Origin of the sequence: Dysgonomonas sp., assembly GCF_035323175.1 — a bacterium.
Taxonomy (GTDB): domain Bacteria; phylum Bacteroidota; class Bacteroidia; order Bacteroidales; family Dysgonomonadaceae; genus Dysgonomonas.
Genome location: NZ_DAOKYH010000001.1, coordinates 178,259 through 192,942, shown reverse-complemented (window position 1 = coordinate 192,942; position 14,684 = coordinate 178,259). Strand labels below are relative to the sequence as shown.

General features: G+C 37.8%; 15 protein-coding genes. 3 read left to right on the top strand and 12 right to left on the bottom strand.

Translation table 11 applies throughout. From position 1 onward, the window contains the following. Window positions 1-16: 16 nt before the first annotated feature. The 8 genes from PKC55_RS00845 to pyrH form a co-directional block, all read right to left on the bottom strand. The gene (locus PKC55_RS00845) at window positions 17-1,117 is read right to left on the bottom strand and encodes a GDP-L-fucose synthase family protein (RefSeq protein WP_291128343.1); all 1,101 of its coding nucleotides are present in this window, start codon (window positions 1,115-1,117) and stop codon (window positions 17-19) included. 19 nt (window positions 1,118-1,136) lie between these two features. Beyond that, window positions 1,137-2,288, bottom strand: coding sequence for a GDP-mannose 4,6-dehydratase (gene gmd, locus PKC55_RS00840; RefSeq protein WP_291128334.1), 1,152 nt, complete (start codon window positions 2,286-2,288; stop codon window positions 1,137-1,139). A 347-nt stretch (window positions 2,289-2,635) separates the two neighbouring features. Next, complete coding sequence (cls, locus tag PKC55_RS00835; RefSeq protein WP_324371441.1) at window positions 2,636-4,072, bottom strand: cardiolipin synthase; 1,437 nt, start codon at window positions 4,070-4,072, stop codon at window positions 2,636-2,638. Between the two features lie 161 nt (window positions 4,073-4,233). After that, a complete protein-coding gene (locus PKC55_RS00830) occupies window positions 4,234-4,602 on the bottom strand; it encodes a ribosomal maturation YjgA family protein (protein ID WP_291126579.1) in 369 nt (122 codons plus the stop codon). A gap of 2 nt (window positions 4,603-4,604) precedes the next feature. Next, window positions 4,605-5,531 carry a ribosome small subunit-dependent GTPase A gene (gene rsgA / locus PKC55_RS00825; RefSeq protein ID WP_324371439.1) on the bottom strand — a complete coding sequence of 309 codons (927 nt, stop codon included), beginning with the start codon at window positions 5,529-5,531 and terminating at the stop codon, window positions 4,605-4,607. Window positions 5,532-5,620: 89 nt separating this feature from the next. After that, window positions 5,621-6,184, bottom strand: coding sequence for a ribosome recycling factor (gene frr / locus PKC55_RS00820; RefSeq protein ID WP_135104828.1), 564 nt, complete (start codon window positions 6,182-6,184; stop codon window positions 5,621-5,623). Window positions 6,185-6,231: 47 nt separating this feature from the next. Further along, on the bottom strand, window positions 6,232-6,573 hold the full coding sequence (locus tag PKC55_RS00815) for a hypothetical protein (protein WP_291126577.1): 342 nt from the start codon (window positions 6,571-6,573) through the stop codon (window positions 6,232-6,234). Beyond that, on the bottom strand, window positions 6,560-7,270 hold the full coding sequence (gene pyrH, locus PKC55_RS00810) for a UMP kinase (RefSeq protein ID WP_135104827.1): 711 nt from the start codon (window positions 7,268-7,270) through the stop codon (window positions 6,560-6,562). The genes PKC55_RS00815 and pyrH overlap by 14 nt, the downstream gene beginning before the upstream one ends. Window positions 7,271-7,409: 139 nt before the next feature. Here pyrH and PKC55_RS00805 point away from each other — a divergent pair, with 139 nt between their 5' ends. From PKC55_RS00805 to PKC55_RS00795, 3 genes are all read left to right on the top strand, one after another. Next, window positions 7,410-8,114 (top strand): hypothetical protein, encoded by a 705-nt coding sequence (locus tag PKC55_RS00805; protein ID WP_291028745.1) that lies wholly within the window; start codon window positions 7,410-7,412, stop codon window positions 8,112-8,114. Between the two features lie 193 nt (window positions 8,115-8,307). After that, window positions 8,308-9,123, top strand: coding sequence for a peptidylprolyl isomerase (locus PKC55_RS00800; protein WP_291028744.1), 816 nt, complete (start codon window positions 8,308-8,310; stop codon window positions 9,121-9,123). Between the two features lie 29 nt (window positions 9,124-9,152). Beyond that, window positions 9,153-9,713, top strand: coding sequence for an NUDIX hydrolase (locus tag PKC55_RS00795; protein WP_291126575.1), 561 nt, complete (start codon window positions 9,153-9,155; stop codon window positions 9,711-9,713). Here PKC55_RS00795 and PKC55_RS00790 read toward each other — a convergent pair. From PKC55_RS00790 to recQ, 4 genes are all read right to left on the bottom strand, one after another. Continuing rightward, a complete protein-coding gene (locus PKC55_RS00790; RefSeq protein WP_135104824.1) occupies window positions 9,710-10,213 on the bottom strand; it encodes a pyridoxamine 5'-phosphate oxidase family protein in 504 nt (167 codons plus the stop codon). The genes PKC55_RS00795 and PKC55_RS00790 overlap by 4 nt on opposite strands. Window positions 10,214-10,289: 76 nt before the next feature. Next, window positions 10,290-11,885 carry a S41 family peptidase gene (locus PKC55_RS00785; protein ID WP_135104823.1) on the bottom strand — a complete coding sequence of 532 codons (1,596 nt, stop codon included), beginning with the start codon at window positions 11,883-11,885 and terminating at the stop codon, window positions 10,290-10,292. 66 nt (window positions 11,886-11,951) lie between these two features. Then, the gene (gene coaD / locus PKC55_RS00780) at window positions 11,952-12,410 is read right to left on the bottom strand and encodes a pantetheine-phosphate adenylyltransferase (protein WP_291028742.1); all 459 of its coding nucleotides are present in this window, start codon (window positions 12,408-12,410) and stop codon (window positions 11,952-11,954) included. A gap of 3 nt (window positions 12,411-12,413) precedes the next feature. After that, window positions 12,414-14,609 carry a DNA helicase RecQ gene (recQ, locus tag PKC55_RS00775; protein WP_291126573.1) on the bottom strand — a complete coding sequence of 732 codons (2,196 nt, stop codon included), beginning with the start codon at window positions 14,607-14,609 and terminating at the stop codon, window positions 12,414-12,416. Between the last annotated feature and the right edge of the window lie 75 nt (window positions 14,610-14,684).

The window sequence follows — 14,684 nt, the reverse complement described above, 5'->3', positions numbered from 1 at the left end:
TAAACACTCTTTTTTTTTAATTTAATATATTATACTCAGTATACCAAGCATACATCAACTTCAAGCCATCTTCTATTTCAACTTGATGTTGCCAGCCCAAAGAATTAAGTTTTGATACATCTGATAATTTTCTCATCGTTCCATCTGGCTTATCTGTATTAAACCACAAACTTCCGGAGAATTCGACTATTTCTTTTACAAGGTTTGCAACATCTTTTATAGATATTTCAATACCGGTTCCAATATTAATGTGTGTGTTCTTTATCTCCCTTCCATGTATAACATCAACTAAGTCAAAAAAGTTTACAGACTCCATCACAAAAACAGTGGCATCTCCCATTTCCTGACTCCACAGGAATTCTCTCATCGGTTTTCCTGACCCCCAAAGTTCGACCTGAACAACATCTCCAACTTTTTTTATACCATACTTAGCTAGTATTTCTAGTATTTCTGTTTTAGACGAGGTTCCGGATACTCCCTCTATCGGCCTAACATTCAAGTCCTGCTCTATAATATCCCAAGCATTATTTTCTAAGCATTTCCCCAAATGTACTTTTCTTAGAATTGCTGGCAATACATGAGATGTTTCAAGATTAAAATTATCATTCAAACCATATAGGTTTGTTGGCATTACCGCTATAAAATTCGTTCCATACTGTATATTATAGCTCTCACACATCTTTAAACCGGCTATTTTAGCTATTGCATACGGTTCATTTGTGTATTCCAAAGGGCCTGTCAACAGTGTATCTTCCGTCATTGGCTGAGGTGCTTCTTTGGGATAAATACAAGAACTACCTAAAAACACTAATTTTTTAACATTATTCAGATATGATTGATGAATTACATTATTCTGGATCATCAAATTTTCATAAATGAATTGCCCACGATATGTGTTATTGGCAATAATACCTCCTACTTTAGCCGCCGCTAAAAAAACATATTCAGGCTTTTCCTTTGTAAAAAATTCGGATACAGCTTTTTGATCTGTAAGATCTAATTCTTGATGCGTTCTTAAGACAAAATTTGTGTATCCTTTGCTTACAAGACTTTTAAGAATTGCAGAACCAACCAAGCCTCTATGGCCGGCTACATATATTTTAGCATTCTTTTCTATCATCTATATTTTCTTACTTTTATTCAAAGTAATTCAAAATTCTATATCCTCCATTTTTGAGGTATTCTTCTTTCTTCATCAGCTCTACATCATGAACAACCATATCCTGACATAAAGCTTTAAGATCGTATGTAGGCTCCCAGCCTAATTTAGTCCTGGCCTTTGTATTGTCACCAATAAGAATATCAACTTCTGTCGGACGAAAATAAGCAGGATCGACACCTACAACAGATTGTCCTATTCTCTTAATGAAGCCTTCTAAATATTCGGCTCCAACTATTTTAGAGAATTTATTCTCATCAACACCTACAATATAGCCTTCTTCCTTTTCATCTTCACCTCTAAACTCAACATCTACTCCGACCTCTAAAAATGACATTTTGATAAAGTCACGAATAGTAGTTGTGACGCCTGTAGAGATAACATAATCATCAGCAGTATCTTGTTGAAGAATAAGATACATAGCCTTTATATAATCTTTGGCATGTCCCCAATCTCGTTTACTGGAAAGATTTCCCATATAAACCTTATCTTGAAGACCTAAGACTATACGCGCAACTGCACGTGTCACCTTTCTTGTAACAAACGTTTCACCCCTCAATGGAGATTCATGATTAAACAAGATACCATTGCTGGCATGCATACCGTATGCCTCTCTATAATTAACCGTAATCCAATATGCATACATTTTAGCGACAGCATACGGACTTCTCGGATAAAATGGTGTTGTTTCTTTTTGAGGTATCTCTTGCACCAAACCATAAAGCTCGGATGTTGAAGCCTGATATATCCTTGTTTTATTTACCAAATTAAGAAGACGAACAGCCTCTAATATACGAAGAGTACCTATTCCGTCTGCATTTGCTGTATATTCAGGGATATCAAAACTAACCTTAACATGGCTCATTGCCGCAAGATTATATATTTCATCGGGCTGTACATCGCCAATTAGTCGTGTCAGATTCATGCTATCTGTCATATCACCATAATGAAGAATCATATTTCTATCTTCAAGATGAGGATCTTGATATAAATGGTCTATACGATCTGTGTTAAACATGGAAGATCTTCTTTTTAGTCCATGTACTGTATAGCCCTTTTTTATCAAGTATTCTGACAAATAAGCTCCATCTTGTCCTGTAACGCCTGTGATGAGTGCTACTTTACCCATATAGTTTACTTAATAAAAAAATCTTTATTAAGATTTATGTTAATGATCAATTTTATACTTAACCTTTCCTAATTATTGTATCTTTTAACCAATACGAATAATCAGTTCAAGCAACAAAGATATATTTTTTTTAACTAAAACAAATAAAAAAGTCCTTAAATTAGAGATTACACATTGATTTTCTCTCATTTTTTGACGTATAAGTCTCTAATCCTGAAATTTGCAAAAAGCTTTTTTTTAACTATTTTATTTATCATACACTCCAATTCTTCTGATCGGCAAGTATCTCAACAATACTCTTGAGTATAATATAGTTATATAAAATGTATCTTGTATCAACTTTACTATTATAATAATGGAGAGAACAAGCGCATGACAGACTCTTTAAATTTTTCAATCCGTGACCTTTGATCCCATTCTTCGACAAGCAACTGTGTTGAGCTCTCCATATCTTTCAAGAATATCTCTTGGGCTTTGCGGCAAGTTTCTTCGCTATATATAAAAGCATCAATTTCGAAATTATGTTCGAAACTACGCATATCCATATTGGCCGAACCTGTTATAGTAAGAGAGTTGTCTACCGTCATTAGCTTGGAATGAAGAAATCCGGCTTCAAAAAAATAGACACTCACTTTGGCATCCAAAACTTCTTTCAGGAAAGACATGGACGCAATATGCACAAATGTAGTATCGGAATGGCGGGGCAACATCAAGCGCACATCCACTCCACGCATCGCCGCCATTTGTATAACCTGCATTAATGAGTCGGTAGGAATAAAATAAGGGGTTTGTATGTAAACACTTTCTTTGGCATTAGAAATGGCTTGCAGAACACCTAAGTGTATATCTTTAAATTGCCCTACGGGTCCACTTGTAACCAGCTGAATCATATTATCTCCCTGACTATCAAGTATAGGATAATAAGTATCTGATGCTAGAAATTCTTTACGAGACGAATACCAGTCGATAAGAAAAGATGTCTGTAATCCTGCCACAGCTTTGCCTTCTATCTTGACATGACTATCTCGCCAAATTCCACTTCCCACACCGTTGATATATCGATCTGCAACATTCATTCCACCAACAAAGCCAACTTTGCCATCAATAACTACAATTTTTCTGTGATTCCGATAATTCACTCTACTTGTCAAAAATTTGAATGCCACCTTCAAGAAAGGTTGAACTTCAACGCCTCCGGCTTGCATATTTTTAAAGAAGCTACGCTTTGCTTTCCAAGAGCCAACATCATCATAAATAAGACGCACTTCAACGCCGTCCGCTGCTTTACGAAGCAATATATCTCGGGTTTTGCACCCTATTTCATCATCTAAGAAGATATAGTATTGAATATGTATATGCTTTTCCGCCTTCTCAAGCTCCTCGAACAAAGCTTCAAACTTATCGGGTCCTGAAGAATAAAAAGTGACGCTACTACCACCATATAAGGGCGTGCCTTTCAATCGGTTCAATAAATTCACCAACCCTTTATACTCTACAGGTGGATTCAGCGTTTCCAACAACTCTCGCCTACCAATAGACCGACGATTGAGTTTCTTATACATCTTATGGGATATCAGACGCTGCTTACGATTATCTTCGCCGAAGAAATAGTATATGATAAGACCTACCAAAGGAAGCAACAATAGAATAAGCACCCAAGAAATCGTTTTCAAGGGGTTCCTATTCTCCGAAATAATCACAACCATCGTACCCAAAGCCGTAACCACATAAAGTATCTGGAAAAGAAGGATAAGATGATCTGTTGCTTGCGCTGCTACATCCATACGCAAATAGTATACATTTTTTTCAAAGTTATAACAAATTTAAACTCAAGCTCTTTTTTTATCAAATAATTCGAAGGACTTACATATACTATCTGATATTTTCTTGAAAAAGCTCTTGTATGAATGATTGTAAAGATGTCATTTGTGTTATTATCGAATATCTATTTTTCTTTTCTGTCGATAAGATAACAGATAATAGCTCCAACAGTATAGCATAAAATATCGCCCCAGGAAAATGATGTCCCTAAAACAATCCTCATTACTTTATAATCTTGAAGCCCCAGCACTTCTACCATCTTGAAGTATTGCCCGACCTCTACCATATAGGCGAAAAAGAGCACACCCAAAGCTAAACACAAGGGCTTTATCCGGACAAATGACTTTACAAAATAATAGATCAATATAACAACTAAGATATCACCTCCATAAGGACGAATAAAAGCATCATCTACAAATTTAGCGATAAGGACTTCTACAAAAAAAAGAACAATAGATATCAAGAATGACGATAGATCAAACCTCCACCTCATGTCTATTTCCTATATTTTTCTTCAATATCCTCTTGCATCATACTTATGTATGACTTGTAGCGGCTCTCGCTTATATAGTGATTTTCTACAGCATCACGCACTGCACATCCGGGTTCATTTATATGAATGCAGTTATTGTAACGACAGTCTTTAGACGCCTTAAAGATCTCGGGAAAGAAGTGAAATATTTCATTCTTCTCCATATCTACAGTACCAAAGCCTTTGATACCGGGAGTATCTATAATAAATCCCCCCTGTGGCAATTCTATCATTTCCGAAAAAGTGGTTGTATGCATTCCTTTGCCATGATAACCGGATATTGCACCCGTCTTTAGGTGAACATCAGGTACGAGCGCGTTGATAAGCGTAGACTTTCCGACGCCCGAATGACCCGAAAACAAGGTAGTTTTGTCCTTTATTCTCTCTTGTAAAATTTCTAATCCTGTGTTATGTAAAGCCGATATTTTAATGCTTGGGTAGCCAATATAATCATAAAGACTAATCAAAGCATCCATATATTCGATCTCCTCTTCTGCGTATAGATCTGTCTTGTTGAAAATAAGATTCACCGGCACGCGATACGCTTCGGCTGCAGCCAAAAAGCGGTCAATAAAAACAGTAGAGGTTATCGGATGATTAACGGTTACAATCAAAAAACACAGATCGATATTAGCGGCCAAAATGTGCGATTGTTTCGATAAATTAGACGAACGGCGTATAATATAATTCTTACGGTCTTCGATCTCCGTTATCAGAGCAGTGCCTTCATTGTTTGGTACAATGGTTACTCTGTCTCCTACAGCAATGGGATTGGTGCTACGTATATCTTTAAGACGAAAGTTTCCTTTTACCTTACATTCAACGTCGCTACCGTCATCGGTACGAACCAAATACCAACTACCCGTATTTTTTATTACAAGACCACTCATCAATCAATCCTTTAAAATGCAAATGTGCCAATGTGCCGATACTGTAAAGCGATCAGCATATTGGCATATTCTATTTTCGGTATATTTCGTTATACAGTTAAAATCTCTTTCTCTTTAAGAGCAAACAGGTCGTCTATCTTTTTGATATACTTATCATGAAGCTTTTGCATTTCGTTTTCGCCATCTTTGGCAACGTCTTCAGCCAAGCCTTCCTTTACTGACTTTTTGATCGTATCAATTGCATCACGACGAGCGTTACGCACACTCACTTTAGCATCCTCGGCTTCCTGCTTCGCTTGTTTTACCAAGAGTTTACGACGCTCTTCTGTCAACGGAGGGATAGAAAGACGTATCACCTCGCCGTTATTATCGGGCGTGATACCTACATCAGAGTTCAGAATGGCTTTTTCTACCTCTTTCAGCATTTGTTTTTCCCATGGTTGAACGATGATAGTTCTAGCATCAGGGGTATTGATAGCCGCCACACCACTTAGCGGGGTTATTGATCCGTAATACTCAAGTTTTATACCATCAAGAATATGCGGATTGGCTTTTCCGGCACGAATACGAGATAACGTTTCGTCCAGAAACTCTACAGAGGCCGACATCTTAGCTTCCGCCTTTTGTTCGATTTGTTTTAGGTCTGCTGCCATAAATATATATTTTTTGTTTTCAATATTTTAAGATTAAATAAATCTACTTACACTCTACTCGGCAACTGGGTAAGACCAATAATAAGTTGCCCTATCCCTGCCAAAATAAGTAAAGAAGTAAGCAAGGTATGTGCAGTAATGGTAATAAACGCACCTACAGCACAAATCAAACAGCCCATAAAAATATTTCTTCGTGCTGTTTTCATATGTTCTTTATCTACCTGATGTATAATTTGGTCGAGTAAGATATAAGCATCTTCTTCGTTAAGCCCTCGTTCGATTAGAAAGATCTTCACCTTTTCGGGATTTTCCCTTTTTCTAATCAAATATACAGCCTGATTATACAACTGATCTTCAACTACTACTTTCTCTCTGTTATGCATGTACATATGTACCTATTTTTTCACCTTTAATTAGCTTCTCTAAATTGCCCGGAGTATCCATATCGAAGACAACGATAGGCAAATTATTCTCCTTACACATCACCGTCGCAGTCATATCCATAACCTTCAGTCCGCGTTTGTAAACCTCATCGTAAGAGATGGAATCAAACTTAACGGCTGTAGGGTCTTTTTCGGGATCGGCAGTATAAACTCCGTCTACACGTGTACCTTTGAGCATCACATCGGCTTCTATTTCTATTCCCCTCAGCGAAGAACCGGTATCTGTTGTAAAAAATGGATTGCCTGTTCCGCAAGAAAGGATAACAACTTCACTATTTTCCATAGCCTCTATTGCTTTCCATTTGCTGTAGATTTCTCCTATAGGTTCCATCCTGATGGCTGTAAGTACTCTCGACTTCTGCCCTATTGCAGTAAGAGCCGAACTAAGAGCCAAACTGTTTATCACAGTGGCCAACATACCCATCTGGTCTCCTTTTACCCTGTCGAATCCTTCGGAAGCTCCGCTCAGACCTCGAAAAATATTTCCTCCTCCAATAACAATACTTATCTGTACACCCATATCGGCTACAGCCTTTATTTGCGTGGCATATTCATTCAGTCGGTTTACATCTATGCCATATTGCTGTTCTCCCATGAGGGATTCACCGCTCAGTTTTAGGAGGATTCTGTTATATTTTACCATTTCTGCTTTTATATTAGTGCAAATCTAGTATAATTTGTGAAATTATAAAAGTCAAACTTTACGAATTGATTTTTATTATAATTTAAAAGTACTGATATAACAGCATTTAGTTATTTTTACACATCTAAACAAATTTATTATGATCACTCAAAGCTGGCTCTTATTTGTCCTTGCACTATTACTTGGATTCATTACGTTCGTAATCGTATTATGGACTATTATCAAATGGAAACATAGCAAGGATCGGAACATAGGCTGCGGACTAACATTTTTATTCTCTATGTTAACTATAATCTGTACTGTTATAGTAATAGTAAAAGTTGTGGAAACGATTAGGGTAATTGTTCCTAATAAAATTGAAGAAGGGGTTGATATATTCGCCAACAGTTTATCTTCAAGAAATACAGAAACTCCTTTTATGGACAGCCTGAAGTCTATGCAACCGACCGACAGTATAATACCGAATAGTTATTTCTCTTACGCGGGACTTCGCGATTATTTCCGTATGCCCGTGATATATCCGTATTCGATAACTGCTATTGATGTTCTCGAAAAAGGGACTTTACAAGACGAAAAAGGGATAAAGTACATAGCTGCAGATCACAATGAAAACGAGCCTATTCTTCATGATATTACTTACTTCACCTTTGACAGAAATATTCTGTTAGCAAAAACGGAATCCTCTTCTTCGCTGAACTCTATCAGATTCTATATTTTTAATCTAAGCACAAGACAATTAGAGGAATTCAATACCGAAAAAGAGATGAAAATACAAGCTGCGAAATTTGGCTTTGATACAATAAAACCAATGATAACCATACAAGAATATTTTGATAATTTCTGAATGTAAGAAACTCTGTGATACTCTTTTTATTCTGTGGTAAAAATAAATACATAAGAGCGAATGTGGCAGTAGTTATTCATTATTTAGAGCCTTATTGTAAAAAGATTCTGAAATATGAATTCGAAGCTTCTATTATTTCAAAATAAGTGCTCAAAAAACATTATCTTTGTCTGACTTCATACAGAAAAATGATATGAGAAATATATGTATCGCCTGTCTAATCTTTTTATTCACCATGTGTAATAATAAACCAAAAGAACCCATAGTCGTTATACAAACAAGCTATGGCAATATAAAAGTTAAGCTCTATAATGAGACTCCGGGGCACAGAGATAATTTTCTGAAATTAGCAGAAGAAGAATTCTATAAGAACCTCACGTTTCACCGTGTTATCAATGATTTTATGATACAGGGTGGAGATCCTCAAACAAGGAATATTGCAGATTCTGCAGCTTTGAAAGAAGAGAAAACGCTCGGTGATACAATCCCTGCCGAAATAAAGTTTCCCCAGCTATACCACAAACGGGGAGTATTGGCGGCTGCACGATGGGGTGATGCCGAAAATCCAACAAAAGCCTCTGATGCATCTCAGTTCTATATAGTGACAGGTGAATTATGCTTCGACGATAAATTATCAGAGATAGAAAAACAACGTTTCGAACGTTTTAAGCAAAAGATATATAAGGAAATACAATCGGCACACCTTGATGATCTGAAAGCATTACTAAAGAGCGGCGATAGTATATCTGCATCTGCAATGCGTGCTGATTGGCTGAAACAAGCGGATGAGCAAGCCAAAGCCCGAAAGTCTGAGGTTTCGTATACAGACGAGCAGCGGGAATATTACAAAACAAGGGGTGGCACTCCTTTTCTGGACAATGAATACACCGTTTTCGGCGAGGTAATAGAAGGAATGGACGTTGTGGATAAAATACAAAGAGTAAGAACCAACGAAAAAGACAAGCCTCTTAAAAACATCTTGATGAACGTAGTGGTTCTGGAGAAATAAAAATTCCAACAACGTATTAACAGCAAAAAATGAGCGATACAGATAATAAAAAGTGGAAGGTATTAAATAGTGAATATCTTTCACAAGAGCCTTGGTTTACCGTACGCAAAGATCATGTAGAATTACCGAACGGAAACCAAATTCAAAATTATTATGTATACGAATATCCCGACTGGGTATGCACCATAGGAATAACCAAAAACAAACAGTTTGTGATGGTACGCCAATACAGGCACGGACTGCAATGCACCTCACCGGAGCTATGTGCAGGTGTATGCGAAGAGGAAGACCCTAGCGCAGAAATTTCCGCAAGAAGGGAACTCCTCGAAGAAACGGGCTACGGAAACGGAAAATGGGAGTTATTTATGACCACTTCGGCAAATCCCGGTACACACACCAACACTACTTACTGTTTTCTGGCTACCGATGTAGAAAAAATATCGGAACAGCATTTAGACGATACCGAAGACATTTCGGTTCATCTGCTATCTATCGACGAATTAGTAGAGCTATTGAAAAAAGATGAGATCAGGCAATCTATGCACGCCGCCGCATTGTGGAAATATCTGGCAACGAATCATCTTATCTAAAATTCGAGCTGATCTTTGTAATTTCGTGAATTTGGATGAGGAACACCAAATACTTTTGATGAAATAGAATCGATCTCGACTTTCCAAATCTTTACGTTATTTACAGCCGGCTTAGAATAAGTGAATGCCCTTGTTGTGTATTTCTTCATCATTATGTCCAAAGCCTTAACTTTATTATCGTAATCTTCTTCAAATACGACCTTGCCCCTGCAAATAACACTACTTCCTTTCATACGATAACTACATGCTACCTCTTCATTCTGATAAGTTAATGACGACTCACCACAGAAAGTAATACATACATTCGGGTTTATATGAAGAGATTCGATACTCTTGCCCTCCTGTGCCGAATGTAGGTAAATAACATCATCTTGATAACCGAAATTCATAGGGATGACGTAAGGAAAACCTCCCTTATCTATCATGCCGACATAGCATATGGTGTTTTTCGAAATTATCTCTTCTATCAAATGACGTTCTTCAATATTAATCGTTATCATAAGGCTGTATATATTCTTTTATTCCTATTAATCAAAAGAGCTGCATTTTGAATACAGCTCTTTTTTATTTTATTTCTTATTTACCTTTGAGCAATCCGTTATACATTTTCTCATTCCGTATAATCTCGTATGCTTTCTTAAAGGTTTCGCTATCTTCGTTGAATACCCTCACCATCGTCTCCGTATCATATACATCACGTGCTATATATGCTTTTATCTGACGCTTGAGTGTTTCTTTCGACTTCTCATATCCATCCTCATCGAAGTCGACTTTTTCATCTTTTCCTGCTGCTATAAGCTTATTCATAATCTCGTCCGAAACTTGATATTGCTTGTAGAAATCAGTAGCTGTAGGATATTTTTGTAAAATCTCAGTCCTGTGATTATCCACTTCATTATAAGCTATGCGCAGCGTTATGCCTTTATTCCAGATTTTTCGGTAATATTCTGATGCAAAAGTTGTATCGGCAGGCACAAAATAGTCGGGCATGATGCCACCTCCGCCATATACCGTACGATGATTCAGCAAAGTTGTATATTTCAATGAGTCAGGGAAATGTATACTATCAGCATGCATCATCTCGCCTTTATTATAGCGTTCTATTACATCCAGATTGTATGACATAATATCTCCCTTTGTATACGGCTTTTGTATAGAGCGTCCAGTAGGAGTATAATAACGGGCAACAGTGAGCCTTATCATCGATTCGTCAGGAAGCGGTATTTGTCGCTGAACAAGCCCTTTCCCGAAACTGCGACGACCGACAATCACACCTCTATCCCAATCCTGTACGGCTCCCGACAAGATTTCACTAGCCGAAGCAGAACCTTCATTGATAAGTACGACAAGACGTCCTTTCTCGAATGCGCCTTTAGCTGTGGAAACTTCATCTCTTCTCGGCTGGCGTAAGCCTTCGGTATATACAACCAACTTGCCTGCATCCAGAAAATCATCAGCTATTTCAGTAGCCGGAGCCATGTATCCTCCGCCATTATATTCCAGGTCGAGAATAAGATTCTCCATACCCTTTTCTTTAAGCTTCTGAAGCGCTTTTCTGAATTCTTCGGTAGTGGTTGCTCCAAATCTTATAATACGTATATATCCGGTCGTTTTATCCACCATGTAAGTGGCATCGATACTATAGATCGGAATTTTGTCGCGAATAATCTTAAAGCTTAGTAAATCAGCTATTCCCTTGCGTTGTACTTTTAGGTTTACAGATGTTCCTTTCGGCCCTTTAAGACGTGACATGACATCTTTGGTAGACATTTTAACTCCGGCGATAAGCGTATCGTCTACATATAATATCTTATCTCCTGCCCTAAGACCTACCTTCTCGGATGGTCCTCCGGGAAGCGCTTCGATAACATACAGTGTATCTGTAAGCATATTGAAAGAGATACCTATACCATCGAAATTACCTTCCAGCGGCTCGTTCATATCTTTTACCTCATCGGCACTGATATATGTAGAGTGAGGATCGAGTTTTTCTAACAAAGCTTTCACTGCATCTTCGGCCAACTTGCCGTCGTCTACCTTATCTACATACATATTCTCGATAACGGCGATTGTTGTAGCTACTTTCTTAGACCCTTCGCTCATCTTAAACTGAGCAGAGGCGGCCAAAACAATGACAAAAAAACCGAGAACCGACATTAGAACTCTTTTCATACTAGAATTACATTTTGGATAATCGCGGTTAACGCTGATTAAATCTGATTTTTAACTAATCACTATTCAGTCCAGACTCATACCTTTGGGTATAAACTGACTGACATCGTGTCCGAATCGCAACAGTTCGCGTACAATAGTAGAACTGATATGTGTTAGTTCCGGTTCTGTAAAGAGTACGATTGTTTCTATTCCCGATATATTTCTGTTCATATCGGCAATCGTTTTTTCGTATTCAAAATCATTTACAGAACGGATTCCACGTATTATAAAATTTGATCCTGTTTCTTTGGCATAGTCTACAGTAAGGCTATCATAAGTACCTACCACTATGCGATTGTCGTCTGTATACAAAGAACGGATCATATCTATGCGCTTATCGAGCGGAAAGTAAGTTTTCTTGGTATCATTCACTCCAATAGCAATAACGATCTCATCTACCAATTCGAGAGATCGTTTCACTAATGAATAATGTCCTATTGTAAAGGGATCGAATGTCCCCGGAAAAATTGCTTTTCTCTTCATTCTTTAGTTAGCCATATCGGAGATAAACTTGATCCTGACAAGGCGTATTTCGTCTTCAGAATACTCGCCAAGTTCATTGATCGCAGCTTCCAAATCTTCCGATTCTGCTTCTTGAAAATATTCAAATATATCGTCGAGATGGTCTTCATCTATAACCTCTCTGAGGAAATAATCTATATTTATTTTTGTTCCTGAGAATACGATAGCTTCTACTTCGCTCAGCAATTCGGCAAAATCAATCCCTTTCGATTCGGCCAAGTCGTCTAGTGCTACTTTGCGGTCGATAGCCTGTACGATGGCTACTTTTAGCTTCGATTTGTTTGCTACTGTTTTTACACGTAAATCTTCAGGTCGTTCTATTTCATTTTCTTCAACGTGCTTCTTTATTATTTCAAGAAACTCTGTCCCGTATCTCTTTGCTTTACCTGCTCCTACCCCCGGAATATTTTGCAATTCCTCCATTGTTATCGGGTAGATTGTAGCCATAGCCTCCAGAGAGGGATCTTGAAATATCACGTATGGGGGAACATTGTTGTGTTTTGCCATCTTCTTGCGAAGATCTTTCATGATAGAAAACAAAACCGGATCTACTGCCGATCCGCCACCGCCGCCTTTCACCACTACATCATCTATGTTCTCATCATCAGACAAGTCTTCTTCGTCTGCTGTGGTAATCTTGAACGATGCCGGTTTTTTCAAGAAATCTTTTCCTTTTTTGGTTACTCTCAGTAAGCCGTAATTTTCGATATCCTTATCGAAATACCCGGCTATTAATGCCTGACGTATAACGGCGTTCCATGTTTCATCATCGGTATCATCACCTGATCCAAATACATCTAAATCCTGATGCCCGTACGTTTCTATCTCTGAGGTTTCTTTACCTCTCAAGATATTGATAACGTAATCAGTTTTAAACTTTTCTTTTAATGCAATTACAGCTTCAATAGCCGTCAATAATAAATCTTTAGCTTCCACTTGTTTTTTAGGATTTACACAATTGTCACAGTTCCCACAATTTTTCTCTTTATATTCTTCTCCAAAGTAATGAAGAAGTACTTTCTTCCGGCATAATGCAGTTTCGGCGTATGCTGCGGTCTCAAGGAGTAGCTGTTTTCCTATTTCCTGTTCAGCAACGGGCTTACCCTGCATAAATTTCTCCAGTTTCTGTAAGTCTTTGAATGAATAAAACGCTATACATTTTCCTTCACTGCCATCGCGTCCCGCCCTACCGGTTTCCTGGTAGTATCCTTCAAGGCTCTTTGGCATATCGTAGTGAATCACATATCTCACATCGGGCTTATCGATCCCCATACCAAATGCAATGGTAGCAACAATTACATTCACTTTTTCCATCAGAAATGCATCCTGATTGGCAGAGCGTGTACTTGGGTCTAGTCCGGCATGGTACGGCAGTGCATTGATATTATTTGTTTGTAATATTTCGGCAAACTCTTCTACCTTCTTTCTACTCAAACAATATATAATCCCAGACTTTGTGCCTTGCGATTTAATGTATTTTATTATATCCTTATCTACTTTATCCGTTTTTGAACGAACTTCGTAATATAGATTTTCCCTGTTGAATGATGATTTAAACACATCTGCTTCCACCATTCCAAGGTTCTTCTGTATATCCATTTGCACTTTTGGTGTTGCCGTAGCAGTAAGTGCAATGATAGGATGCTTGCCTATTTCGTTTACAATGGGACGTATACGTCTGTATTCAGGACGGAAGTCGTGCCCCCACTCCGAAATACAATGTGCCTCATCGATAGCATAAAACGATATTTTTATCTGACGCAGAAAGTCTATATTCTCTTCTTTTGTAAGAGATTCGGGTGCTACATATAATAGTTTTGTCTTTCCCGAAAGTATATCACCTTTTACTTGTTCTATCGCAGCTTTGTTTAGTGACGAATTCATGAAGTGCGCTACGCCGTCCTCTTCACTAAAATTTCGCATGGCATCCACCTGATTTTTCATCAGGGCTATCAGGGGAGAAATAATTACTGCTGTTCCCTCCATCAAGAGTGCCGGTAGCTGATAGCAGAGGGACTTTCCGCCGCCCGTAGGCATCAACACAAAGGTATCTCTTCCATCCAGCAAGTTCTGAATTATTGCCTTCTGGTTACCTTTAAAATTGTCAAAGCCAAAATGCTTTTTCAATGAACACGTCAATATATCCTCTATATCCGGCATATAAATAGGCTATTAATTATTACGAAGATAAACCCCTAAATTTAATTCTCCAATATAAAATAGGCTATTTTTTGT